Source organism: Vibrio hyugaensis (assembly GCF_002906655.1).
Lineage (GTDB): Bacteria > Pseudomonadota > Gammaproteobacteria > Enterobacterales > Vibrionaceae > Vibrio > Vibrio hyugaensis.
In genome coordinates this window covers 898,925-924,672 of record NZ_CP025795.1, presented here as the reverse complement: position 1 = coordinate 924,672, position 25,748 = coordinate 898,925, and the positions used below count along the sequence as shown (strand labels likewise).

The 25,748-nt window shown below is 45.7% G+C and carries 26 protein-coding genes; 5 read left to right on the top strand and 21 right to left on the bottom strand.

Going from position 1 to position 25,748, the window contains the following annotated elements; all coding sequences use genetic code 11:
- Positions 1–66: 66 nt before the first annotated feature.
- Positions 67–1,707 carry a VRR-NUC domain-containing protein gene (locus C1S74_RS21300; RefSeq protein ID WP_045402758.1) on the top strand — a complete coding sequence of 547 codons (1,641 nt, stop codon included), beginning with the start codon at positions 67–69 and terminating at the stop codon, positions 1,705–1,707.
- Here the strand turns inward: C1S74_RS21300 and C1S74_RS21295 are convergent.
- Both C1S74_RS21295 and C1S74_RS21290 read right to left on the bottom strand, forming a co-directional pair.
- The gene (locus C1S74_RS21295) at positions 1,704–2,777 is read right to left on the bottom strand and encodes a tetratricopeptide repeat protein (protein ID WP_045402757.1); all 1,074 of its coding nucleotides are present in this window, start codon (positions 2,775–2,777) and stop codon (positions 1,704–1,706) included. The genes C1S74_RS21300 and C1S74_RS21295 overlap by 4 nt on opposite strands.
- A gap of 9 nt (positions 2,778–2,786) precedes the next feature.
- A complete protein-coding gene (locus C1S74_RS21290; RefSeq protein ID WP_045402756.1) occupies positions 2,787–4,109 on the bottom strand; it encodes an anaerobic sulfatase maturase in 1,323 nt (440 codons plus the stop codon).
- 176 nt (positions 4,110–4,285) lie between these two features.
- Between C1S74_RS21290 and C1S74_RS21285 the strand changes: the two genes are divergently transcribed.
- From C1S74_RS21285 to C1S74_RS21270, 4 genes are all read left to right on the top strand, one after another.
- A complete protein-coding gene (locus C1S74_RS21285; RefSeq protein ID WP_045402754.1) occupies positions 4,286–5,074 on the top strand; it encodes a formylglycine-generating enzyme family protein in 789 nt (262 codons plus the stop codon).
- Positions 5,075–5,262: 188 nt separating this feature from the next.
- On the top strand, positions 5,263–6,243 hold the full coding sequence (locus C1S74_RS21280) for an HAD family hydrolase (protein WP_045402752.1): 981 nt from the start codon (positions 5,263–5,265) through the stop codon (positions 6,241–6,243).
- A gap of 141 nt (positions 6,244–6,384) precedes the next feature.
- Complete coding sequence (locus C1S74_RS21275) at positions 6,385–7,032, top strand: AcfA family outer membrane beta-barrel protein (RefSeq protein WP_045402750.1); 648 nt, start codon at positions 6,385–6,387, stop codon at positions 7,030–7,032.
- Positions 7,033–7,048: 16 nt separating this feature from the next.
- Entirely contained in the window at positions 7,049–7,384 is a 336-nt protein-coding gene (locus C1S74_RS21270; RefSeq protein ID WP_045402748.1) for a YgiW/YdeI family stress tolerance OB fold protein, read from the top strand.
- Between the two features lie 63 nt (positions 7,385–7,447).
- Here C1S74_RS21270 and yegS read toward each other — a convergent pair whose 3' ends face one another.
- The 19 genes from yegS to C1S74_RS21175 all read right to left on the bottom strand — a co-directional run bounded on the left by yegS (position 7,448) and on the right by C1S74_RS21175 (position 25,498).
- Positions 7,448–8,356, bottom strand: a complete 909-nt coding sequence (yegS, locus tag C1S74_RS21265) for a lipid kinase YegS (RefSeq protein WP_045402747.1) — start codon at positions 8,354–8,356, stop codon at positions 7,448–7,450.
- A 13-nt stretch (positions 8,357–8,369) separates the two neighbouring features.
- The gene (locus C1S74_RS21260) at positions 8,370–9,272 is read right to left on the bottom strand and encodes a LysR family transcriptional regulator (RefSeq protein WP_045402745.1); all 903 of its coding nucleotides are present in this window, start codon (positions 9,270–9,272) and stop codon (positions 8,370–8,372) included.
- Positions 9,273–9,414: 142 nt separating this feature from the next.
- On the bottom strand, positions 9,415–9,840 hold the full coding sequence (locus C1S74_RS21255; protein WP_045402790.1) for a bifunctional diaminohydroxyphosphoribosylaminopyrimidine deaminase/5-amino-6-(5-phosphoribosylamino)uracil reductase RibD: 426 nt from the start codon (positions 9,838–9,840) through the stop codon (positions 9,415–9,417).
- A 207-nt stretch (positions 9,841–10,047) separates the two neighbouring features.
- Positions 10,048–10,485, bottom strand: coding sequence for a F0F1 ATP synthase subunit epsilon (locus C1S74_RS21250; protein ID WP_005431788.1), 438 nt, complete (start codon positions 10,483–10,485; stop codon positions 10,048–10,050).
- Positions 10,486–10,500: 15 nt separating this feature from the next.
- Positions 10,501–11,886 carry a F0F1 ATP synthase subunit beta gene (gene atpD / locus C1S74_RS21245; protein ID WP_038878841.1) on the bottom strand — a complete coding sequence of 462 codons (1,386 nt, stop codon included), beginning with the start codon at positions 11,884–11,886 and terminating at the stop codon, positions 10,501–10,503.
- Between the two features lie 23 nt (positions 11,887–11,909).
- Positions 11,910–12,770 carry a F0F1 ATP synthase subunit gamma gene (gene atpG, locus C1S74_RS21240; protein WP_039976906.1) on the bottom strand — a complete coding sequence of 287 codons (861 nt, stop codon included), beginning with the start codon at positions 12,768–12,770 and terminating at the stop codon, positions 11,910–11,912.
- 21 nt (positions 12,771–12,791) lie between these two features.
- Complete coding sequence (gene atpA, locus C1S74_RS21235) at positions 12,792–14,330, bottom strand: F0F1 ATP synthase subunit alpha (protein ID WP_045402742.1); 1,539 nt, start codon at positions 14,328–14,330, stop codon at positions 12,792–12,794.
- Between the two features lie 12 nt (positions 14,331–14,342).
- The gene (locus tag C1S74_RS21230; RefSeq protein ID WP_045402739.1) at positions 14,343–14,885 is read right to left on the bottom strand and encodes a F0F1 ATP synthase subunit delta; all 543 of its coding nucleotides are present in this window, start codon (positions 14,883–14,885) and stop codon (positions 14,343–14,345) included.
- Positions 14,886–14,893: 8 nt separating this feature from the next.
- Positions 14,894–15,364 (bottom strand): F0F1 ATP synthase subunit B, encoded by a 471-nt coding sequence (locus tag C1S74_RS21225; RefSeq protein WP_045402738.1) that lies wholly within the window; start codon positions 15,362–15,364, stop codon positions 14,894–14,896.
- 43 nt (positions 15,365–15,407) lie between these two features.
- Complete coding sequence (gene atpE / locus C1S74_RS21220) at positions 15,408–15,644, bottom strand: F0F1 ATP synthase subunit C (RefSeq protein ID WP_004730405.1); 237 nt, start codon at positions 15,642–15,644, stop codon at positions 15,408–15,410.
- 48 nt (positions 15,645–15,692) lie between these two features.
- Complete coding sequence (atpB, locus tag C1S74_RS21215; protein WP_045402735.1) at positions 15,693–16,460, bottom strand: F0F1 ATP synthase subunit A; 768 nt, start codon at positions 16,458–16,460, stop codon at positions 15,693–15,695.
- A complete protein-coding gene (locus tag C1S74_RS21210) occupies positions 16,461–16,859 on the bottom strand; it encodes an ATP synthase subunit I (protein WP_045402732.1) in 399 nt (132 codons plus the stop codon).
- A gap of 605 nt (positions 16,860–17,464) precedes the next feature.
- The gene (locus tag C1S74_RS21205) at positions 17,465–18,787 is read right to left on the bottom strand and encodes a BatD family protein (protein ID WP_045402729.1); all 1,323 of its coding nucleotides are present in this window, start codon (positions 18,785–18,787) and stop codon (positions 17,465–17,467) included.
- Between the two features lie 5 nt (positions 18,788–18,792).
- Positions 18,793–20,529: a vWA domain-containing protein gene (locus C1S74_RS21200; RefSeq protein ID WP_045402728.1), complete on the bottom strand. Its 1,737-nt coding sequence runs from the start codon at positions 20,527–20,529 to the stop codon at positions 18,793–18,795.
- On the bottom strand, positions 20,522–21,613 hold the full coding sequence (locus C1S74_RS21195; RefSeq protein ID WP_045402720.1) for a vWA domain-containing protein: 1,092 nt from the start codon (positions 21,611–21,613) through the stop codon (positions 20,522–20,524). The genes C1S74_RS21200 and C1S74_RS21195 overlap by 8 nt, the downstream gene beginning before the upstream one ends.
- A complete protein-coding gene (locus C1S74_RS21190; protein WP_045402718.1) occupies positions 21,606–22,157 on the bottom strand; it encodes a DUF4381 domain-containing protein in 552 nt (183 codons plus the stop codon). Before C1S74_RS21190 ends, C1S74_RS21195 begins: the two co-directional genes overlap by 8 nt.
- Positions 22,158–23,120 (bottom strand): DUF58 domain-containing protein, encoded by a 963-nt coding sequence (locus tag C1S74_RS21185; RefSeq protein ID WP_045402716.1) that lies wholly within the window; start codon positions 23,118–23,120, stop codon positions 22,158–22,160.
- Positions 23,121–23,132: 12 nt separating this feature from the next.
- Entirely contained in the window at positions 23,133–24,116 is a 984-nt protein-coding gene (locus C1S74_RS21180) for an AAA family ATPase (RefSeq protein WP_038867926.1), read from the bottom strand.
- A gap of 65 nt (positions 24,117–24,181) precedes the next feature.
- Positions 24,182–25,498, bottom strand: a complete 1,317-nt coding sequence (locus C1S74_RS21175; RefSeq protein ID WP_045402713.1) for an anaerobic sulfatase maturase — start codon at positions 25,496–25,498, stop codon at positions 24,182–24,184.
- Positions 25,499–25,748: the final 250 nt, after the last annotated feature.

Genomic DNA, 25,748 nt, shown 5'->3' with positions numbered 1-25,748 from the left:
ATTTGCAGAAATTGATTCGAAAAAGGCTTAACCTATAGGTTAAGCCTTTTTTATTGTTAGTTGGTTATGGAAAACACCGTCGAACTCGCGCCAGATTACTATCTCGATAACTTCTTTAAGCTCACACAACACGCTACCGAGTGGTACAGCGACTTGCTTACCTCGGATGAACACCAATGGCTATCCGCGTTTGAAAACTTAAACAAACCAGCACAGTGTCTTCTCGTGCGCCTATACAGCCGTAAAGGGTGTTGGTTTCGCAGTGATAAACTCAATTATCAAGAAATCAAGGATATCCAGTATGCGTTAGACGAGCTGGCAGCTCACGACTTTATTACCCTCTCACCTAAGCTTTCAGTACAAGAATTAGCGGAAAATCTACTGACAAAGCCGGAGATCTTAGGGCTTTACCCTCATCATCCTAAGTCACTCAAGAAAGAGGCGTTAGTCACCTGCTTGAACAAGGAATACTTTGAACAATTTGAGGCTTTGGATTTCACCGTTATCAAGCTCAATTCCGAACATATGATTGATGTATTGCTGGCCTTGTTTTTCGCCAATACACACCAAGATCTCAGCCAGTTCGTTTTAGATGATTTAGGTTTGCATCAATTCGAACAATACCAGCTAAGTAAGGCACGCCGATTCTTTGAAAGCAGAGAACAAATCGATCGCCTTATCGAACTTAGCCAACTCTCCAATCTCTATTGGCAATGCGATAGAAAGCAGAAAGCCAACCTCGATATTCTTATCGCGGTGATGCCAGAGCGCGTTGAACATCGCTACGTTGACCGTAAACGCGAACACATGATTAACGATATTGCTCGTGACTACGAACGCTTAAATGAGCTTGAGATAGCGATTTCTTTGTTTGAACAAACTACGCTCGCTCCAAGCCGAGAACGCCGCTCACGCATCTACGACAAGTTGGTGCAAAATGATTCATTTAGTGACATTGTCACTGATATGTTAGCTCACCCTATTGATGTATCCGAGTTTGAAGTAGCAGAAAAACTTGAGCAACGAGTAAAGCGTAAACAAGGCATAAAGGTTCCTAGAGCAACTAAACCAAAGTGCAACGAATACTACATCGAACTGGATCTCTCACAGCAACGTGTAGAGTTTGCCACCAAAGCGCATTTCGAAAGTTTGGGCTGGACAGTTTTCTATGCGGAGAACGCCCTACTCAATAGCTTGTTGGGACTAACGCTTTGGGGGGCTATCTTTGCTCCGATTGAAGGAGCATTTATTAACGCCTATCAGCATCGTCCACTCGATTTGTATCATTCTGATTTTACCGATAAGAGAGCATCACTGGTCGCAGAGGCGTTGCAAGATATTAAGCAAGGCAAGACTGAGAGCGTGTTTGAGAACTTTAAACACAAACAAGGAATCAGCAATCCTCTCGTCAGCTGGGGTTACATCAGTGAAGAACTGTTAGCCCTAGCACTTAACCACATTCCTAATGACATGTTGGTTGAACTGTTTAAGGTGCAGTTAAGTGATTTAAAACTCTACCGCAACGGCATGCCAGATCTCATCGCATTTAAAGATGGGAAATTTGAATGGATAGAAGTGAAAGGTCCAGGCGATAAACTCCAAGATAACCAATGGCGCTGGATCAAGGAGTTCAATCGCCTCAATGTACCGTTTTCTGTGTGTTATGTAACGGCACAAAACTTAGAAAGAGATTCGTCACAGACTTAACTGTTCACTTTGGCGTTCTTCTGACCTTTCTTCTCTTTAAGTTGATCAATCACGTAGCTTGGTGCGACTTTCTCTAACTCGCCTAAGCACTCGTCTGTTTTCGGGTTGTTGTAACGAACGTAGATATCACACACCGCGTATAACTGCTCTGGCGCACCAGAAATCAAGTACGCTTGCTCAAAGGACTTCACAGACTTATCTAAGTTGAAGTCTTCTTGCAATACGCCATTTAAATACCAGAAATAGCTGTTGTTCTTGGCCATGTCTGCAGCTTTTTCGATTTCCTGCGCTGCATTCTGTTTCTCATCTAAACGAACGAGTGTGAGTGCTTTAGAGTAGTGTAACGAAGCGTTGTCAGGATGAAGCTCAATCGCTGTCTCTAACGTTTTGACTGCATCTGCATCACGTTGTTGAGCGCGGTAATTATCTGCCAAACTCAACCAAACTTGTGGGTTCTCAGGTGTTTTTGTGACCAAAGATTGATAGATCTTATCTGCACTATCGAATTGGTGGTGCCAGCGATAAACGTCAGCAAGAAGCAACTTTGATGCGTCGTCTTTCTTCGTTTCTAAATATTTTACAAGTTCAGAAACTGGCCCTTCTAGCGTTTCTTGCTGTTCACTGCTTACGTTAGAGAAATCACGCACTAAGTTCGTTGCGGCAGTAATACGAACCATCGCTTCTGAATCACTCAATAATGGCTCAATCATGCGCCAGCGGTGTTCAATGGTATAAGGTTCAGCAGCGACAATGGCCGCTTCACGAATTGCAGGGTCTTTGTCTTGTAAGCTGCGTGCTACTGCAACCAATGCATTTTGGCTTGGATAATTTGCCAAATTCCGCAACGCCTCAATGCGTTTCTCTGTAGGCTGCTTAACGTCTTGTGCTTGATAAGAAAGCTTCGCCACCACTTGTTGCGGTGTCATTTGTGTTGAATTGGCTTCTTGTGCGCTCGTAATACTCGTAGAAGAAACTTGATCTGGTACTAATAGGGTTTCATCTTGAGCCATCACAGACTGGCTCACAGTAACACCTAGTGCGAGCGCCAATAATGTTTTTGAGAATGTCATATCAACCCCTTAAAATTTGGTTTCAAATACTGGACGCTTCGCAGCTTGCTCACGTAATACTGCATCACTATATTTTCCGTGTGCCACAGGGTTACCAGTTGCACGGAGAATGTATGCCATTGCCTTATCTGCATGAGAAAAGAACTTTTTCCAACCCGCACACAAGTAGTTCAAACCCGGCTCGCCATCTTTGGTGCGAATGAATCGGTTTTTCGGACACTCGCCGTAACAAGCGAATTGGTAATCACATTGTTGGCATTGCTTTGTCAAAGAGCGCGTTTTTGCAAAGCCAAACTTTTGTTGCTCAGGGCTGTACGCCAAATCATCTAACTTTTCGTGGTGAATGTTGCCGATCTTGTATTCAGGATAGACGTAATGGTCACAAGCAAAGACATCACCATTCGGTTCTATCGCAAGGCCTTTACCGCAGATTTCGCCGAGTGTACAAAGCGGGTTTCTGCGTCCCATCCACGCCTCTACACTCGCTTCGAAATATTGAACGAAGACGTTACCAATGTCGTTTTGTACCCACTCATCGAAAATAGCGATAAGGAAGTTGCCCCAAGCCTCGTCTGCGACACACCAAGATTCAACAACCGAATCTTTATGACCAGGAATGAGTCGCTTGTCGCCTTGCTTTAACTGCTCTTGTGGTTGCCAAGTTTGTGGAGCTGTCGTGCGGAACGTCTTTTGCTCGACAATCGGGATAAACTGCATTTGAGGAGAGCGAACTTCATCACGTAGGAATCGGTACACTTCAAGTGGGTTACGGCTCGTAAGGTTGTTTACACAAGTCAGTGTCGCGAACTTTACTTCATGAGCGTGTAAAAGCTCCACCGCGTTCATCACTTGCTTGAACGTACCTCGCCCTGCTCGGTTGGTGCGGTAAGCATTGTGCAACATCTCTGGCCCGTCGATACTCAAACCGACCAAGAAATTATTCGCTTTTAAGAATGCACACCAATCATCGTTCAGCAATGTACCGTTGGTTTGTAAATCGTTAGAAATTATCACACCTTCCGGCTTGTACTTCGCTTGAAACTCGACAATCTTTTTGAAGTAATCCAAGCCCAACATCGTTGGTTCACCACCCTGCCAAGAGAAGATGATTTCAGGCGTGTTTTGTCCTTCAATATACTGTCGGATGTAGGTTTCCAGCGTTGCCTCATCCATTACGGGTGTACAACCTTTTTTGTACTCAAGTAAGTCCTGTTTGCTGAGGTAATAACAGTATGTGCAGTCTATGTTACATGCTGCGCCAATTGGTTTCGCCATGACGTGTAAACGTTTGGACGCTTTACCGTTGAACTGAGGACCTTGAGTAATATGCATAAGTCACCTTTAGCGTTATGAAAGTAAAGGTAAAGTAGCCAGAAAAACGCCATCTTAACCTTGATGACCTAATCATAAACCCCATTAATACAAGAGGCTTGTTATACCGTTTATAACCTTTTTTCATAGCGTTTATTGCTAATATTTATCGTGACTTTTTTGGCGAGAAACTATTGATGAAATCATTTAAAAGCAAATCGTTAACTGCACTTTCCATTCTATCATTCAGCGTATTAATGAGTGGTTGTGCGACTCAATCACCGCACCCTATCGCGCTCAACATTGATCAAGACATGGTGTTGGTTGAAGGCGGTTCATTTGTCATGGGATCGGACAGCGACTCCGCCAAGAAGGCAGAAACACCAGCTCGTGAAGTCTCTGTCGATGGTTTCTACATTTCCAAATTTGAAGTCACTCAAGAATTGTTTGAATCGGTCATGGGTTCTTCAATGAGTTACTTTCAAGGTGCTAACATTCCAGTCAACAACTTGAGTTGGCAACAAGCAAACTACTTCATCGAAAAACTCAATGAACTCACGGGTGAAGAGTACCGTTTACCAACAGAAGCTGAATGGGAGTTCGCTGCAAAAGGCGGAAACAAGAGCCAAGGCTTTATTTACGCGGGATCAAACAATATTGCAGATGTGGCTTGGTATGCCGACAACTCGAAGAACCAAGCCCATCCTGTTGGTCAAAAACAACCTAACGAGCTTGGTCTTTACGACATGACGGGCAACGTCGGTGAGTTTGTGATTGATTCCTTCGATGACACCTTCTATCGCTATGGCCCAACCGACAATCCAAAAAACGCGAAAGACGAAAAAGCAGGCTTAGCACATAAGTCCGTTCGAGGCGGCAGCTTTGCCTATGATCCTGATGAGTCAGAGAATTTCCGTCGCGATTTTGCAAGTCAGTCTATAATTATGTCGGACATGGGACTTCGCCTTGCGAAAGACGCAGACTGAGCTCTATTACGCGTGTACGCATGAGAAGTAACGTTACTGCCGCTTTGCGCTTTCTTAACAAATAACTCGTCTCTTGGTTAGGGGAATGGTTAGCAAAATAGTTAGGGAAAGAGGCTAAATCCGCGTTGTTCTCATTTACGTTTAACCTCAAATGTATTGGATACATACAAACTTAGGTAAATAATAATATGAAGAAACACATCTGTGCCCTTGCAGTCTTATCTGGTCTATCGTTTTCAGCGATGGCTTTAGATTGTGACCCAAATCTGCTGCCTTCTTGGAAAGATGGTGATAGCAAAGCTGCGATTGTGAACTACGTGGATCAATCCATGGATACAACCAAATCGACGTTCATCCCTGAGAAAGACCGTATCGCAGTGTTCGACAATGACGGTACATTATGGTCAGAAAAACCTTTCTACTTCCAGCTGGCGTATGCCCTAGACGAAGTAAAAGTCATGGCAAAAGACCATCCAGAATGGAAGACGCAAGAGCCGTTCAAATCCGTATTGAATGACGATATCGAAGGCGTATTCAAAGGCGGCGAGAAAGCCCTACTTGAGATCGTTAAAGTCACTCACAGTGACATGACGGTTGAGGAATACCAAAAGAAAGTTGCAGAGTGGTTGAAAGCTGCGAAAGACCCACGTTTTGGCAAGGCTTATACAGAACTCACTTACAAGCCGATGCGTGAAATGGTGACTTACCTGCAAGAACACGGCTTTAAAACTTACATCGTATCAGGCGGTGGGGTGGACTTTATGCGTGTTTGGGCACCAGAAGTATATGGCATCCCTGAAGAACAAATCATCGGTAGTGCGTTGAAATACAAGTACGACTATAACAACGGTAATCCAACTGTCACCAAACTCGGTGAAATCCTCACCATTGATGATAAAGCGGGCAAAGTTGAGAATATCCAACACATCATCGGTAAGAAACCGGTCCTAGCGATTGGTAACTCAGACGGTGACCACGCGATGATGCAATGGGCGACCAGTCAACCAAACTCTATGGCGATGATCGTTCATCATACCGATGAAGCGCGTGAATGGAAGTACGACCGTAAATCGAGTGTGGGCCATTTAGACAAAGCAATGGACGAGGCCAACCAACGTGATAACTGGCACCTTATTGATATGAAAAATGAGTGGTGCACGGTTTATTAATCACTTCTTTGCAACTTAGAAACTCCCCCACTTTTTGTGGGGAGTTTTTTATTTATTTTCAAACGTTAGAATTTTCTTCACGAACACTTCACGACTCTTCACCCACAATGCCTCTCATCAAAACAAAGAGGTAAAACGAAAATGACAAGAACACTCCTGACAATTCTAGCGGCAAGCTCTTTCTCGGTTGCAGCAGCGCCTTATGTCGGTTTGGAATATGGATTCGGCACGACTGATCACGATTTTGAAACTTCTTTTGAAACAGACGGTGTGAATCTAAATCCAGAATTGGAAGATGGTATTTTCGGTGGTTTTGTTGGTTACTCAATCAATGATTCTTGGGCAGTAGAATTGGGTTACAGCCAGTTTGAACTGGATGATAGTCGTTCTAAAAACCTAGGCATCGTCGATATCAATGGCCAGAAATATCATCATGAGATGGATTGGGACTCTTCGGTCAAAGCCAAACAGATCACACTTGCTCCTGTGTTTAGCTATGCATTAAACGATAAATGGACAACAAAAGTAAAAGCTGGCTTGACGTACACTCAGTACGAATCAAAAACCATTAAGTCTGAAGAACACGAGCTTGTGACGAACGATGATGTAGAAATGGATACCACTCTGTTCCACAGTTCCGAGAAAAACAATGAGCTTGGCGCGATGTTATCTATCGGTGCGGAATACAAAATCTTCCCACAACTGACCATTGGCACAAACGCTAAATACCAACTTGATAGCTACGCAAACACTGCATCCATTAACATAGGTTCAACCTACTACTTTTAACTAGGAAGCCATTAGTATGAAGAAACTGATCTTTACTACAACGCTGGTTCTTTTATCAGGTTCTGCGTTAGCCGCTTTTACTGGCCCAACAACATCTGCCATTAACACCGTCAAAGAAGCGCAAAACGCTGCGGATGACAGCTTTGTATTGTTAACGGGTAATATCGTCCAAGCACTGGGCGATGAGACTTACTTATTTAAAGATGATACGGGCGAAATCCAAGTCGAAATCGACAACGAAGATTGGATGGGCCAAGACGTGTCACCACAAGATAAGGTCGCGATTCGTGGTGAAGTTGATTCAGAATGGACAACAATGCAAATCGACGTTGATACTATCCAAAAAATCTAAGCGCTCTGCGCTAAAAACAACAAAGCCACCTCACTTAGGTGGCTTTTGTGTATGGGTTTGAGTTTATTGCGAATCGACACATAAGCAAGGGCAATTCGGTGGAAGTACCAACTTGATACTTCTAGCTTGAACATCAAAACGAATTTTATTCGAGCGATAAGGCTCACCATCTAAGTTGAGCGGCAGCATTTTAGGAAAATCGATTTCTAACCAGCTTGCTCGTGTGTGTTTGACGAACTGACCGACTTCCGTTGGGTTTTGAATCTCATTGATCACTTGTGGCAGTTCATGAGGCAAGAATGGATGAACGAGTGTGATATCCATTAGGCCATCGTCAATAAAAGCGTTCGGTGCCAGTTCTTGTCCTCCACCCGCGAGACGGCTATTGCAGAAAGCCCCCACCAGGATTTCTCCTTTATAGCTGCCTTGTTCAATCACGAGCGTGCCATCATAAGGTTTGAAACCGAGCGCTTTGACTAAGCCTGTTAGGGTATATGCACCACCACCTAAAAAGTTCTTAAGCTCAACAGGTGTCTCGGCGGTGATTTCCGCACCAAAGCCCGCAGCGGCGACGTTCATAAAGTAACGGTTATTGGCCTGAACGCTATCTACTGCCACCGCGTCACCGCTAACGGCAAGCTTTAATGATTCACGAATCGTCGTAGGAATTCGCGTCGCGGTAGCAAAATCGTTCGCCGTTCCCATCGGGATGATGGCTAGCTCTGGTCGAGCATTCGCTTCAATTTGGTTAAGCGCTGTTACCGCTTCATTGACAGTGCCATCGCCACCAGCAACAACAATACGCTTTATGCCTTCATTGACCGCTTCCGCCACTAAGCGAGCCATATCTTGCGATTCCCATGTTACTCGAACTTGCAACTCCACCCCCTGCTCTCGCATTCGGAAGATTTCACTACGAAGCTCTGGGATTCCGGCTTTTTTGCCATTAAGAATGGCGCGTATTGTCTTCATGCTTGTTCCTTATCTACTTTATTAATTTACCTGCCTGCTTGATTTGTGTTCTTAACCACTGGTGGGCACTTTCGTTGTTGCGGCTAGAATGCCAAATCGCGCAAAGGTCATGAATTCGATCGCTGAACGGTAAAGGAACCGCTTTAATATTATAAGTTTTAGAAAAGTGCTCGATCGTTGAAAGCGGAAGCATAGCAATGTAGTCACTGTCATCAATCACAGGCAACATTTCCATCGCACCAGAGGCTCGGTAAACGATTTCTCGTTGAGCAAGATCCTCAATATCCTCTTCGTTGAGCAAGCTTTTTCGGGCATGCCAGCGAGACACAACAACGTGCTTTTCAGCTAGAAATTGATCAACGCTACATGTATCTTGAATACGAGGATGATCGGCACGACAGACCACCATTAAACGCTCAGAGAAAATCGGTTCTGTTTTTAACACAGTACGGCCACGCGGTGGCAAATCGATGATCAAGTCATAGCGTTGTAAACGTAAGTCGCTCTCATAATCTTCAGTAAACAGTGGATGCACTTCAAGCGTAACCTTTGGTGCTTGTTCTCTAATTTGACGCATAAGCTGTGGCATCAATTCATAACTGGCTACCGAAACACAAGCGATCGAGAAAATGCGATTTGAAACTTTTGGATCGAAACTGCTTGAGGCCGAGAGTGTAGAGGTGAAGTTTTTCAGCGCTGCTACCATGGCAGGATAAATGTCCATCGCAAAGCTAGTTGGTTCTACACCAGACGTGCTGCGATGGAATAATGGTTCATCATAAATATCGCGTAGGCGTGCCAGCGCTTTGCTAACAGCTGGTTGACTTATGTCTAATCGAGCAGCGGCCTTGGATAGGTTCTGCTCTTCATAAATTGCAACAAAAATGGGGATGAGGTTTAAATCAGTACTTTTCATTTCGCCAACACAAAACGGGAATATGTTCTCATTTTAGCTAACAGTCTGATCTGAAACGAGTCCAAGCATCGGATTTGAGCGTCCATGCATGTTTTTTCTCAAGTTTTAACCTCGCACTGACGAAGCGTCCACTGAGTTAGACTCAGGATTTACCTAAATAAGGCATGAGGAACGAGTTAGCCTCTTCACCACACAAGCCGACTTCCACTTCCACACCACCCTCTTTAAGGATTTCAATACCACGACCTGCGTTACGAGGGTCAGGATCCAGCATAGCGACCACCACTTTCTTGATGCCGCAAGTCACCAAGGTTTTAGCGCAAGCTGGCGTGCGACCAACAAACGAACATGGCTCTAGTGTTACGTACGCGGTCACGTCACTTAAATCGCCGCTGTAAGCCTTGAGAGCCTCAACTTCTGCATGATTGCCGCCTATCGCCTGTGTATGCCCCTCTGATACGATTTCACCGTCTTTGACCAGCACACAACCAACAGGTGGGTTTGGTTGACAGGCAGGCAGCGCGTTGCGTGACACTTCCAACGCACGAAGCATAAATTGTTGGCTCATTTGGATCTGATACTCGTTATTCAAAATTTGGGTGATGGATTCTAACGCCAGCATGCTTTCCTCGCTATATAAAAGTGTTTGCAAAGCTATTACGTTTGGCCTCCCCTAACAAATCAATCCCTTTCTGATTTTCACAAAAAATAAAACGGGGCGAACCGAAGTTGCCCCGTTGATTACCACTCTTCAGACCGCATTCCGAAAAAGTGACTAACGAATTCTCATCGTTAGTTCTACTGCACGAAGTTGCGCCAATGCTTTGTTCAACTCCATGTGTGCCTGTGCAAAGCTGATGTCGTCCACATGCGCGCGAATGTTTTCCTCCGCGGCTCTGCGAGCTTCTTCAGCCCTTGCTTTGTCGATGTCTTTACCATGAAGCGCAGTATCCGCTAGCACAGTAACCACATCAGGTTGGACTTCGACCAAACCACCAGAGACGTACAGAATCTCTTCAGGCTTGGACAAGTCACCGGTAATACGAGCAACACCCGGCTTGATTTTGCTGATCAGCGGTGAGTGACCCGGACGAATACCTAACTCACCATCCGCACCTGCTACCGCGATAGCATGTGCCGGACCTGAGTAAAGTGTGCCCTCTGCACTTACCACATTCAGCTGAAACGTATTTTGTGAAACCGCAATGGCCATAGTGCCTCCCGCGCTTTACAGTTTGTTCGCTTTTTCAAGCACTTCGTCAATGCTGCCGCAGTACATAAACGCTTGCTCAGGAATGTCGTCGTATTCACCCGCCAACAATCCTTTAAAGCCACGTATCGTATCCGCCAGAGAAACATAAACACCAGGGTCGCCCGTAAAGACTTCTGCTACGTGGTATGGCTGAGTAAGAAAACGTTCAATCTTACGTGCACGTGATACCACTTGTTTGTCGTCTTCAGACAGTTCATCCATGCCTAAAATGGCGATGATGTCTTTCAATTCCTTATAGCGTTGCAATGTCTGCTGCACACCACGAGCGATGTCGTAATGCTCTTGACCTACCACTAATGGGTCCAATTGACGAGACGTCGAATCTAACGGGTCAATCGCTGGGTATAGGCCCATTGCCGCGATGTTTCGGTTAAGTACCACCGTCGCATCCAAGTGTGCAAACGTGGTTGCAGGAGACGGGTCAGTCAAGTCATCCGCAGGCACATAAACCGCTTGAATAGAGGTGATAGAACCATTCTTAGTTGACGTGATACGCTCTTGAAGCACACCCATCTCTTCTGCCAGTGTTGGTTGGTAACCTACCGCAGATGGCATACGACCCAGCAACGCCGATACCTCAGTACCAGCCAACGTGTAACGGTAAATGTTATCCACGAACAACAGTACGTCACGACCTTCATCACGGAAACGTTCTGCGATGGTCAAGCCTGTTAGCGCAACTCGTAGACGGTTACCCGGTGGCTCGTTCATCTGACCATAAACCATGGCTACTTTGTCGAGAACACCCGCTTCCTTCATTTCATAGTAGAAGTCATTACCCTCACGAGTACGTTCACCAACACCGGTAAAAACCGACAAACCTGAGTGAGCTTTTGCGATGTTATTGATAAGCTCCATCATGTTTACCGTCTTACCAACACCTGCACCACCGAACAGACCGATTTTACCGCCTTTCGCGAACGGGCAAATCAAGTCGATAACTTTCACACCCGTTTCGAGCAACTCAGTGCTGCTTGATTGTTCTTCATAGCTCGGTGCTTCACGGTGAATCTCGTAAGACACTTGCTCGCCAATAGGACCACACTCATCGATTGGATGACCCAACACGTTCATGATACGACCTAGCGTTTCTTCACCCACCGGAACCGTGATTGGATGACCTGTTGACTCGACTTCCAGCCCACGTTTAAGGCCGTCGGAAGACCCCATTGCGATACAGCGAACCACACCGCCACCCAACTGTTGCTGCACTTCCAGCATCAGTGAGCCGTTGCTGCCGTCGTTTACTTTCAGTGCGTCGTAGACTTTCGGGCCTTCACCTTGTTCGAACTCTACGTCTACCACCGCACCGATGACTTTGACGATTTTGCCAATACTCATAATCTAAACCTCAAATTCTCTCTCTAAACCGCTTGTGCGCCGGATACAATTTCACTCAACTCTTGAGTAATCGCCGCTTGGCGCGCTTTGTTGTAAACCAGTTGTAGGTCTTCAATCAGTTGCGCTGCGTTATCAGTCGCGGCTGACATTGCCATCATCCGCGCGGCTTGCTCACAAGCGATACTCTCAACCACACCCTGATAAACCAGTGATTCGACATAGCGTTGAATCAGGTGGTCGAGAATGTCTTGAGGAGACTGCTCGTAGAGGTAATCCCAACGAGCCTCTTTATCACGTGAAATGTCTTCTTTCGGGAACGGCAGCATTTGCAATACCGTAGGTTTTTGCACCATGGTGTTTACAAACTGGTTGTAAACGAGGAACAAACGGTCAATTTTGCCTTCGGAGTAGTGCTCCATCATGGCGTTAACCGCGCCCAACATGTCTTCCAGTTTTGGTGCATCACCAAGGCCAGAAGTTTGCGCCATTACTTTCCCGAGAGACTGGAAAAAGCTGATTGCTTTCGAACCGATGAGCGTTGTATCTACTTCAACGCCCTTCTCTTGCCAGCCTTGCATTTCTGCCAATACTTTTTTGAACAAGTTACTGTTCAGGCCACCACACAAACCTCGATCGGATGAGATGATGATGTAAGCCACACGCTTTACTTCGCGTTCTTGAAGGAAAGGATGACTGTACTCCAGCGTACCGGATGAGACGTGACCGATAACCTTACGCATGTTCTCCGCATAAGGACGGGACGCCTGCATGTTCTCCTGCACTTTGCGCATCTTGCTGGCGGCGACCATTTGCATCGCACTCGTAATTTTTTGCGTGCTACTCACGCTAGCAATTTTGGTGCGAATCTCTTTGGTATTTGCCATAACGGACTCCTGTTAGTGGTCCTACGATTGCAGCGCAGTGAACTCTGTCAGCAAGCTGTGTAGCTCACTCTCGATCTCATCGTTGTAATCACCAGTTTGGTTGATTTTATCAAGCAACGGTTGTGCGTTAGTTCGACCAAATGCCATCAGTTCTTCTTCATAACGGGACACTTGATTCAGTGCCACATCGTTGAGGAAGCCTTTCTCCGCTGCGAATATCGCCAACGCTTGCTCTGCGACCGTCATTGGTGCGTATTGTTTTTGCTTCATCAGCTCAGTCACTTTCTCACCGTGATCGAGCTGACGACGTGTCGCTTCATCTAGGTCAGAAGAGAACTGAGCAAACGCTGCCAATTCCCGGTATTGTGCCAACGCGGTACGAATACCACCCGAAAGCTTCTTGATCACTTTGGTTTGCGCTGCACCACCAACACGAGATACCGAAATACCTGGGTCAACCGCTGGACGTAAGCCCGAGTTGAATAGCTGAGTTTGGAGGAAGATCTGACCATCAGTAATCGAAATTACGTTGGTTGGTACGAAGGCCGATACGTCACCCGCTTGCGTTTCGATAATTGGCAGTGCGGTTAGAGAACCCGTTTTGCCTTTCACTTCGCCGTTAGTGAATCGCTCAACGTATTCTTCGTTTACACGTGCAGCACGTTCTAGAAGGCGTGAGTGGAGGTAGAAAACATCACCCGGGAAGGCTTCACGACCTGGTGGGCGTTTTAGTAGTAGTGAGATTTGACGGTAAGCGACCGCCTGTTTGGATAGATCATCGTAAACAATCAAAGCATCTTCACCACGGTCACGGAAATATTCGCCCATGGTACAACCTGCGTATGGTGCAAGGTATTGTAGCGCTGCGGCTTCTGAGGCAGACGCCACGACCACGATGGTGTTTTCTAATGCGCCGTGCTCTTCCAATTTACGAACCACGTTTGCAATGGTCGATGCTTTTTGACCAATCGCGACGTAAATACACTTAACGCCCAATTCTTTTTGGTTGATGATGGCATCAATCGCCATCGCGGTTTTACCAGTCTGACGATCACCGATGATCAACTCACGTTGACCACGACCGATTGGCACCATTGAGTCGACTGCTTTATAGCCAGTTTGAATCGGTTGGTCTACCGATTTACGGTCGATTACACCAGGTGCAATCACTTCGACTGGGTCCATACGGTCAAACGATACAGTACCTTTCCCATCAATAGGCTGACCAAGCGTGTTTACCACACGACCTAGAAGTCCATTACCCACTGGTACTTCCAAAATGCGGCCAGTACCTTTTACTTTCATTCCTTCAGACAGGTCCGCATAAGGCCCCATCACTACCGCGCCGACGGAATGACGCTCTAAGTTTAGTGCCAACGCAAAGCGGTTGTCTGGCAGCTCTAACATCTCACCTTGCATAACATCTGCAAGGCCGTGAATTGTGATGATGCCGTCACTTACAGAGACAATCGTACCTTCATTTCTCGCTTCACTTTCGAGGTTGAAGTTATCAATTCGCTCTCTGATTAATTCACTGATTTCATTTGAATTTAATTGCATTTCTATACCCCGTTACACATGTAGGTTGGTCGCCAATCGGCTGAGATTGGTAAGAACACTGCCGTCATACACGGTCTGTCCTGCTGTAATTACCACACCACCTACAAGGGATGGATCCAGTTGTGTTTCTAACGTGATGGCTTTACCGTACTTTTCGGTTAACGCTTGTTTAAGCCTTGCCATTTGTTCCTCATCCAGAGGTTCTGAAGCACGCACTGTTACTGTCATGGTTCGCTCGTATTCCGCCTTCATTTCAAGGAACTGAACCGTCACTTCACCCAGCGCTTTTAAACGCTTGCTCTCTTCCATAATGCGAAGAAAGTTCTCGAAACTTTGATTTAGCCATTCGCCACCAGCGTGAAGAATCAAATCAAGTAATGGTTGTTCCGAGCCTTCTTCACTGAGATTATCCAGAATCAGAAGTGTGTTTGGTTGTTCCATAATGACTTGAGTAATGGCAAACATCTGTTGCCAGTCATTCAAGCATTCTGCGTCACGAGCGTAATCAAACGCCGCTTTCGCGTAGGGTTGAGCCACTATTGTCAAATCGGACATGTGCCCTCCTACATTTCGTTGATGAAGCGGTTCACCAAGTCGCGGTTAGCCGAGCTATCCAGATTGCGATTGATCAGCTTACTGGCACTTTCAATCACCAGATCCACCATTTCATCTTTCAGCTCTTGGCGAACTTTGCTGCGTTCGCTTTCCACTTCCGCTTTGCCTTCTGCGACAATGCGCGCTTTCTCTTGATTCGCCAGCTCAACCGCATCGGCAACCATTTGATCTTGACGTTGCTTACCTTGGTTGATGATAGCCTGAGCTTTAGAGCGAGCTTCTGTCAGTAGCGCTTCACCATTCGCTTTTGCCAATTCCAACTCTTTTGCTGCTTTTTCAGTTTGTTCAAGACCTTGAGCAATTTCAGCACGACGCTCATCAATCAGTTTTACAAGTGGTGGCCAGACGTATTTCATGCACAGCCAAACGAAAATCACGAAGGAGATCGCCTGACCAAACATTGAGGCATTTAAGTTCATAGCACCCTCTCTTCTATAACGTTATGAAATTGATTAATTCGAATTACGCTACAGCGAAGATGATGTACAAACCGATACCCACACCGATCATTGGCACCGCATCCACAAGACCCATCATGATGAAGAACTGAGTGCGAAGCATTGGGGTTAAATCAGGTTGACGAGCCACACCTTCAAGGTATTTACCTGCAAGGTTACCGATACCCGATGCAGCACCTGCCGCACCCAAACCAATCAGTAATGCACCCGCCACGTAAAGAACTGCGCTAACGATATCCATAACAACTCCTAGAATTGAATTTTTTAATTAAGAAATAAATTTTTTGATTTAGTGCTCTTCAACAGCCATTCCGAGGTAAACCACGGTCAGAACCATAAAAATAAACGCTTGAAGCACAACAATTAGAATGTGGAATAGTGCCCAAGGAACACTGAGTGCCCATTGCATCCACCATGGCATTAACGCTATTAGAATGAAGATCATTTCACCTGCGTACATGTTGCCAAATAATCGAAGACCTAAAGATATTGGTTTAGAAATTAACGTCACCAATTCAAGAACTAAGTTCACCGGGTATAACAGAGGATGAGAAAATGGTTGAGTAGTTAACTCTTTAATAAACCCTTTCACGCCTTTGTTTTTAAACGTATAACCTAACACCAAAATAAATACGCCTAATGCCATCGACATCGTAATATTGACGTCGGCTGAAGGTAAGTCACGGAAGTGTTCAACGCCTACTGAACGAGTCAGTGCAGGAATCAAATCAATCGGTAACAAATCCACGGCATTCATTAATAATACCCAAACAAATATTGTCAGTGCTAATGGGCCAATAACCTTATCTTTAGCCAAGAATATTTCTTTTACGATATTATCGACGAACTCAAATACCATCTCGATCAAACACTGGAATCGTCCCGGAACTCCTTTTGTACCTTTCGTTACCGCAAAGCGGAATGAAAGAATGAAAACGAGACCTGTCAACCAAACCATGATCATGGAATCAATATTAATTCCAAACCAACCGTTACCGGCGGTGAGAAAGGTCAGGTGGTGCTCAATATACTCATGAGCGGACTGGACAGTATCCATTTATGCCTTCCTTTCGAAGCGGTCTCTGAACAGCGGCGTTAAGAAGTGACCAAACATCGTCACACAAAAGCCTACCAGGACCACGATGTTGCGAAGAGCCATAAATCGAAACGTCAAAACAAACATTACAATGGTGTAGATGACTTTGATATTTCGACTCAGATGCATGAGGTCACGCAAACTCTCTTCTGGTTTCACCCTTGATTTAATGGACGCGAATACCATGCCGAACAGAGAAGGCAAGATCGCGATGAGCACCCCAGTAATCGCTGACTCAGCACTTAGAGAGCCACTTCGCATGTATTCATACGCGATGAATACCAAACCCAACATTGCTTGAGCAATAAGAATCCTTTTACCAGCTACCAATATTGGATCGTCGTGAATATTAGCTTCCATAAATCACCCTTTAAAATAATTTCGAATTAAACTTCTGATAATTAAACTTCACAAAATAGAGCTGCCAAGTGACGACAAATTATATTCTGATAAATTCACTCAACAGAATTAATTTAACTTGATAATTATTATTCACATATTAAAAAACCAAAACGGATTCATCCCGCATTTCCGTTTCCTAAGAAATATACACTGATAATTTTAATAATCTAAATCGAAAAACTTGCAAATTATCATTCCATTTTTGATGTGTTATTTTATTTGAACTCAACAAAAATGAAATATACATTGATTAAGCCGTCTTTATCAGGGTTAAGACGAAAAGCTTGTCACATGGAAGTGACACTCCATCAGAAAGGAATTAAAGTGATTTAAGGTTATATATTTTCAAATATAATAGTTGCAAATATATAACCGATTAATAAACCTGTTTAATATCGCAATGAAATATCTTTTAAATAAAAGCTTAAAAGATAAGAATTAAATATATTTGAAATATATTATTTCTTTACGCAGGCTGTAGCACGTTAAAATAGATATCTCATGTGCTTATTGCGATTAAAAAGAACAAAAAAAGGACGCTGAATCAGCGTCCTTTTTCGTTTTTATTTCTTATTACTTGCCTGCTTATCGAGTTGCGGCAAGGCCTTTGGTATCGCCCACTTAAGGCATTTTGGCTTCAGCGCTTGTATCCCTTTCCAAAGGGCATTCATCAAGCTTGCGTCCTCTTGCCCTTCTTGTAGGCGCTGTGAACGCTTCTGCCAAACGTCAGAGTCACTGGCTTTGCTCATTTCAAGACCACCTGTATTGCTTCTTAGCTGCTTATACAAACTTGCTCGAGCTGCGCCCCAACGGTTGGCTTTTACCATTCTTCTGAACACAAGCCATGGCGGCGTAGGACGAGAACGATAATAACGGTGAATGCTCAAGACTGCGATAGCGAGAACAAATAGCGTCACGGCGCTGCCAATCAACCAACCAGAATACGCTTTAACAAACGATTTAAAGGTATGCTTGGCTTTGAAGGCCTTCCCCTCAATAACGACCGTTTCCAACTGTTTGGTTTTGCTATTCCACCACTGGAACTTATGCTCTGGTAGTGTGAACTCACCGCCCTGTTGAATGACATACACGCTCTCTTCAATGCGACTCGATTGGTAATCGCCACGTGTTTGCTTATCATCTAAACGATTTGGTTGTGGGTAGGCTTGATAACTAGCGGTAGAATCATTGGATAGCAAGTCTGGAAGCAATACTGACAAGCTGTCTTGTGCATTGATCGTAATGGTGCGAGTGATCGCATCACCAACTTTCAACTCATCGTTAGACGTTGTCCATTTCTGATCCACACTCACCTTAGTCGCGGTAAACCAAGGAGACTCATCACTGAGCAGTCCAGAAGGCATAGACGCTTCGAACTTAATTGGCTGCGTATAAAGCGTACCAGCCACTTTCGAACCATCAGGCGCAGAGACTTGCACACCAACGGCGACAGGTGGAATCACAAACTGCCCTGAGGCTTGTGGATACAAGGTTATTTCCCAACGCTGACGAGACCACGTTTGCCCCCCTTTGCGCTCGGTATAGTTGGTCGCTAATTGGTTACGCTGCTTCGCAATCACGTTAGGGATTTCTACGCTGCCAATTCGTGTACCACCAGTGAACCAACGAGGCGTTGCGACTTCGATGTACAAGATCACCTGCTCATTCACACTGAACTTAGGCGCTTCTTTCGTATCTGCCCTTTCCCCCGGCTTGCCAACCCACGCTAATAGCTCGACGTCACTTTCTTTAGGTAGAGACGGGCGCTGCAAGTCTTGAATCTCTTGTGCGTTCGCCAAACCAGTAAAAAATAAAGTAAACACCATTAAGATAGTGCTCAGACGTCCAACCATGGAGTCAGCGCCAAGTTTGAATGCATTCATCATTGTGCTTACTCCTCTTCTTGTTGTAGTTGCGGTTGTGGCTCCGTTTTGACGGGCTCACGCAGTTGAATTTGGAATTTAGCGCGCAAGAAGTACTTAGGATCGGCCTCTACGCGTTTTAACCACTTATCCGCCAGTTCTTGGCTGCCAAGGATTTCGTTCGCATTGAGTTTCTCTTTCAACATTAATTCAGCAGCGGTTTTTTCGTCGGCTCCATCCGCCGTTTGCGGGTTGTCACCCAGTTCAAACGATTCTTCTGGTCCATCTGTGGTTCCGGCTTGGCTTTCACTGGTACGGTTAATCTCTTCGACAATGCCACCAATGACTTTTAGGTTGTGTTCGACATCTGGCCGTAATTGCTCACTTAACGTGTCTTTGTCTGCCAGTGATTGCAATAGATTACGTGCAGCCAAGTATTCACGTTGACGAGCCAACGCACTCGCGGCGTTATACAAGCCATAATCTTTCACTGCATCTGAAGGATCGTTTTGCATCTCCAAGAAAGCCGTATGAGCCAGTTTGTATTCACCTGCGTAGTAATAAGCCGCCCCTTTACGCAAAGGATCCGTAAAGTGCTTTGCTGCCTCAAGGTATTCGTTTTTGTTGAACAAACGTTGCCCTTGTTGATTTGACGTGAGCCATAAATCCCACCACCATTGAGACGCTTTATCCCAGACTGTTACCTCTTGCACCACTTCAGGTTTGTCCGCTTTGAGCGAGACCGTTTCCGCCATTGCTTTTGGCGTCATAAACAAAGACGTTGATACCATAGCCACCACACACCATTGCACTAGCCATCCTTTGCGGAACCAAAGCATCATAATGAGAGCAATTGGGAACAACAGTTGATAGCCCATGTCTTTCCAAGGCATTGATGACTCGCCATTGAGTTGCATGTTTCGCTCAACAAAACGATTCAGCTTTTCTATATCGCTGTTGTCTACCGTCACTTCAACAAGACGTCCACCAGTCGCGCTGGCAAGATTATTTAAAGAGTCCAAATCGACAGGGTTGTTAGAAACAATGTCCGAGTTACCCGCAGCTAAGATAAGCAATTGATAAGGCTTGTCAGAAAAGTAGTTTTTGTAAGCGGCAATGGTTGCAGGATTGACGCCATCCGTTACCAACAGAACCGTAGAACCCGGTTGGCCTTGTAATTGTTGGTCAATCAAAGGCAACGCCGTTTCAGCAAGTTTGCCTTCAACTGGCATGATTTCTGGTGTTATCGCCGCTAGAAACGGTTCGAATACTTTGCTGTCCTGCGTCACCGGCATCGCTACATGAGCAGAACCTGCATAGACAACCAACCCAGTGCTACCACCTTTTCTTGCTGCCAAGAGGTCGCGGATTTTTTGCTTTGAGCGTTCCAAACGGCTTGGCGGAAGGTCTTTTTGCAGCATTGAATCGTTGTTGTCTAACACCACCAGCATCGAAGCTTTATCTTCGCCAAAAGGAGAAGCTTGGCGCTCCCAAGACGGCCCTGCACAAATGATGATGGCAATTGCCACTATCACCATAAGTAGCTTGAGCGGCAGTTGCTTTCGCCAACCATAGTCGCCAATCGTTAAGGCTTTACGTAAATGCTCAGGAAGAATGTCTTTCCAACTTGGCTTGGATTCCTCTCGCCACCTTAACCAAAGCAAAAGAAACATTGGGATGAACGCCAATAGCCACATTGGACGAATGAAATGGAACTGTGTGACAAACTGTTCTAGCCCCATGCTAGAGAAAGGAGAATCAAACATGGCGCTCTCCTTTTACGTTGTCTGCTTGTGCAGAACCTTCACTGTTCACCGAAAGTCGGCGACGTTTAAATGTCGCCAACGAGAATGCGGTTAAGTACATCGCAACCACCAAAGCCATTAAGTAATGATGCAAACTTTGCTTAGGACGGTAAGTGGTACTTTCATAAAGCTGTGGCTCTAACTTACCAATCTCATCATAGGCTTTAGCAAGTTCGTCACGGTTGAGCGCTTCAAACGCCTCACCACCGGATTCTTTGGCAATACGTTTGATCGTATTCATATCTAGCGCAGTTTCACCCACAGTTTGTGGGTCACCCATGGCAATCACGTGGATACGTACATCTTTGGCTTTCGCGACTTTCGCCGCATCAATCGGCTCAACGAAGCTTCCAGTGTCATTGCCATCCGTTAGAACAATGGCGACTTTCTCTTTGCTCTCTTCTACGTCGGTACGCGACTTTTCGCTTTGCTCAAACACCTTAATCGCCAAACCAATTGCATCACCTAAGTGAGTGCTTTGCCCAGCCATCGCCACATCCGTTTGGTTAAGCAGCTCTAACCATACTTTTTGGTCTGGTGTGAATGGGGTTTGCACAAATGCCGCATCGCCGAACAAGATCAAACCTAAGCGGTCGCCTTTGCGCGTTTTGGCAAAGTCACTCAAAACTTCTTTGGCTGCATCGAGACGAGAGATCTTTTCACCGGTTTTGGACGTGAAGTCTTGCTCTGCCATTGAGCCAGACAAATCGACGACGACCATAACATCTCGGCCTAAGCTTTCACGCACCTGTGGCTCGCCAAGCACTGTCGGCTTTGCCATTGCGGTCACGACCAAAAGCCAAGAGATGATGAGCGTTGCGCGCTGCCACCAGCTAGGAGTGAGTTGGCTTGCGCCTTCTGATGGGGTTTCACCAATGGCGTCCACAAGCTGACTAAAGAACGGCACTTTGATGGCCATTTGTTTGGTACGGTAAGCAGGAACGAGAAAATACACCACCAAGGGCAAAGGCAAGATGATGAACCAAAGCGGATGCTCAAATTCAAAACTGCTCATGCCAAGCCATGATGCAAGGAGATCACCCATGGCGACCTCCTTTTAATGCCCGCGCTTTGTAAGCAAGTGTGCGCTTTTCAATGTTGTGAGCGTTCTCATCGTGCTCTTTCACCCACTCAGTTGCACGTTCAAGCAGTTGTAAACGCTCTGCTTGTTCTAGTTCAACACTTGGGTCAACGATACTTTGTAGCCATCGCTTGGAGACTTCATCATCAAACACTTTATGTTTAGGGTTGAGTTCATCTAACTTGCGCAGGAACGCGGTATCAAATAAACGAGCATGACTGCTATCGAGATGAATCAAAACGATTTTCAAAATCGAGAACAACGCTTTAGGCATACTTGCGTCAGCTGGGGTCAAACGAGAAATCGCTTCGATGGCTTCTTTTCGGTAACGGTTATCCCACCAATGGTGCGCCAGTCGGTAACCGACATACATGAGGACAATCGCACCGACGATTGCAAGGATCTTCCAACCAATGGTTTGTGGCACCCAGCTTACGCTTTCTGGCACCGCAACGTCATGCAGCTCACGCAGAATATACGTGCTTGGAGGCGTGTGTAAGTCTGTCATTTATCGACCTCCAACAAGTTTTTGGAATTGAGTAATGTGGTCACCTGTTGTATCGATTTCGATATGAGGCAGCTTTTTGATTGCCATGAGTTGTGCCAGTGATTGACGTTGTAACTGGGCTTTCTCAACCAAACTGGCGCTGGCTGCATCGACTTTGGCTTTACTGTCTAAGTTGAGTTGGTAACGACCATCACCAATCACCCATTTTACTTTCGCCAAATCTTGAGGAAGCGACTGCTCTAAAGGATCGCTTACCATCACCGCGAGGACATCGTTGTGCTGTTGAAGCTGCTTAAGGTGATCAAGGTGGTGCTCTTCGCAATCGCGCCAATCGCTAATAAAAATCAATGTGGATTGTTTTAGCTTCATCCGTTTGATGAGCTCAATCCATTTGCTGAACGTCACTTTGTCTGAATCAAGCGAGTCTACATTCAAGCGCTGGTTGGCTTGAGAGAGTCGTTTAAGTTGAGCGAGTAAATCGTTTTGCGAGCGCTGTGCTTTACTGTGGTATAAGGCGCTGTCAGAAGCGATAACAAATCCCACACGATCGCCATCTTTCAATATTCGCCAACCACACATTGCAGCAACTTCAGCAGCAACCACGGACTTCATTACCTCGGTCGAGGCGAAAAACATCGCACTGCGTTGATCAACACAGACAATCACATTGCGATCTTTCTCTTCGGTGTAACTGCGAACATGGGGTTTGCCTGTGCGCATGGTGACTTTCCAATCTAGGTTTCGGATGTCGTCACCCAGTTGGTAGTGACGCAGTTCTTCAAAGTTCAAACCACGTCCACGGAATAAGGAATTATGTCGCCCAGAGAGCACACTGCCCGCTTTGAGGTGCGGCAGTAGGCTGAAGGATTCGGCTTGAGCTTGTAAACGTACTAAGCGGGAGTAATCGCAATACAAGCGAGGGTCTAGCCCTTGGGATTGAGGAGCAAGCGTTGGCTTTGCCATAGTCCCTCCTGCTTATCCGATTTCTACACAATCAAGCAACTCTTGCACCACGCGCTGATGATCAACACCATCGGCAAGTGCATCGTAAGAAAGTGAGAAGCGATGTCCCAGCACCGATGGCACCATTGCACGCACGTCATCAGGCGTGACGTGGTCACGGCCTTGCAACCAAGCATAAGCTCGCGCACATTTGTCTAACGAGATAGATGCACGAGGACTCGCACCGATTTCGATCCATTTTTGTAGCTGGGAATCGGCGTAACGCTCTGGTTTACGTGTCGCCATTACCAACGCTACGATGTAGCTTTCGACTAATTCAGACACGGCTATAGAAGGAAGTTGGCGACGCGCTTCAATCACTAATTCAGGCTCGATGTGTTTTGGCGTCACTAGCTCATTACTGGTTTCTGAACCCAACTCTTCACTGCGTACCAGACGAATGATATCGCGCTCGGCTTCATCTTCTGGGTAATCAACAGTCACTTTCATGATAAAACGGTCCATCTGCGCTTCTGGCAATGGATACGTCCCCTCTTGCTCCACAGGGTTTTGCGTTGCAAGCACCATGAACAACTCAGGCAAGACGTGTGTCTTATCACCCACTGTGATCGTACCTTCTGCCATTGCTTCTAGCAGTGCGGCTTGTACTTTTGCTGGCGCACGGTTCACCTCATCCGCCAACACAATACTGTTGAAAATTGGACCCGGCTGGAAGTGAAGCTGAGGCTTGCCATCCAGCTCTTGGTACACTTCGGTACCTGTTACGTCAGAAGGTAATAAGTCTGGGGTAAACTGAATACGACCAAAACTGGTATTAAGTAGGTTCGCAAGCGACTTCACCGAGCGCGTTTTTGCCGTTCCCGGTAAGCCCTCTAAAAGTACGTGACCATTGGTCAGTAACCCTATCACCAAAGCCTGAACCACATGGCTTTGTCCAATGACGCTTTTTTCAGTTTGTTCGATTAATTCATTAATGGCTTGTTGTGCGTGGTTCATAGTCTACCTATTGAGTTTACGGGAGCCTGAGCGTTAAAAGTTGAGTATAAGACTGAAAGTAATAACTAAAGGTTATATTCGCTATATTCACCTGAGTTGTAAGACTTTATTAACCTTGATATGCCAACCAGAATTGGCAGCGAATGATCAAAGAACATTTTTATTCCCGGACACAAGTAGTTTAGACCAGCCTCACCATTCGGCGCGGTAAGTAGCCGATTTTTTGGGCATTCTCCCCAGCAATACTGCAAATATGGGCAATCAAGGCAGTATTGCGGCAAAGAAGACTTTTTCGCCATGCCAAAGCTGTATTGACGAGTTGAGATTGCAATTTCATTCAGAGATCGGTCATGAATGTTAGCCAGTTGGTATTCCGGATAAACGTAGTGATCACAGCTAAACACATCCCCATTGTGTTCAATCGCTAGGCCTTTGCCGCAGAACTCTGCGCTAACACACAACTGCGAAGGCATCCCCATCACTTGCGCGACAGCGGTTTCGAAAAGGTTGACCAAGACTCTGCCAAGATCGTTGTTCACCCATTCTTCAAATACAGCAATCAGAAACTCGCCCCACTCTTCTGCATCGACCGACCAGTCCGTAACCACTGACATCAAATGTCCCGGCTTTGCTAATTCGCTGCCAAGTTTTGGAGACATGTTTTCTTTCCAGAAATGCGGAGCGGTTTGAGTGAAAGAGCGTGGCTCGACACAAGGTGTGAATTGGATATAAGTAACACCGAGCTCTTGAGTAAGGAAGCGATACACTTCCAGAGGGTATTTGGCATTGAAGCGGTTTACTGTCACCAGAGCATTGAATGACACCTTATTACGCTTCATTAGATCAACGGCTTGCATGACTCGTTGAAACGTCGGTTTTCCACTTCGGGTTTTACGGTATTTGTCGTGAATAAACTCAGGACCATCTATCGATAACCCAACCAAAAACCCATGGTCGTGGAGAAACTGACACCAAGCTTCATTCAATAACAGACCATTAGTTTGAAGGTCGTTTTCGATGCGAACACCTTGTTTAGCGTGTTTGTTCTGCAGCTCTACAATCTTCTTGAAGTAATCCAAGCCCAGTAATGTTGGTTCGCCACCTTGCCAAGAAAACACAATCTCGTCACCATCTTGGCTTTCGATATAGCTCTTTATGAATGCCTCAAGTGTTGCATCATCCATTTTTGGCTGAGTACCTTGATTGAGTAATTCATCTTTGTGCAGATAAAAACAGTACTGACAATCGATATTGCATTTTGCCCCGCCCGGTTTCGCCATCACGTGAAAACGTCGTTCGACTTTATCACTATTAGATGCAAACGCCGTTTTGAGGGGTGTTAATGCCATTTGAGTAGTATGAATGTGAGTTTGTTTTTTCATAAAGAGCGATCTCGAAAGCAAAAGAAAGTCAGCGCCCAAGTTGGGCGCTGTATTTAAGGACAATAACTAGGGTCTATATACCCAAGTGACTTCAAGATGTAGGATTCAGAGCGTTGTCATTGAGTCGAGTTCAAGGAAAACAACGCAGCGTAATAGCCAGCTCTTTCCAAGTTGTTTGACGCAGCAATCGGGTCAATGACACGCTCCCGAAGGGCGAGTTGCCTTGGCTTGCATACTTTGTTGCCGATTC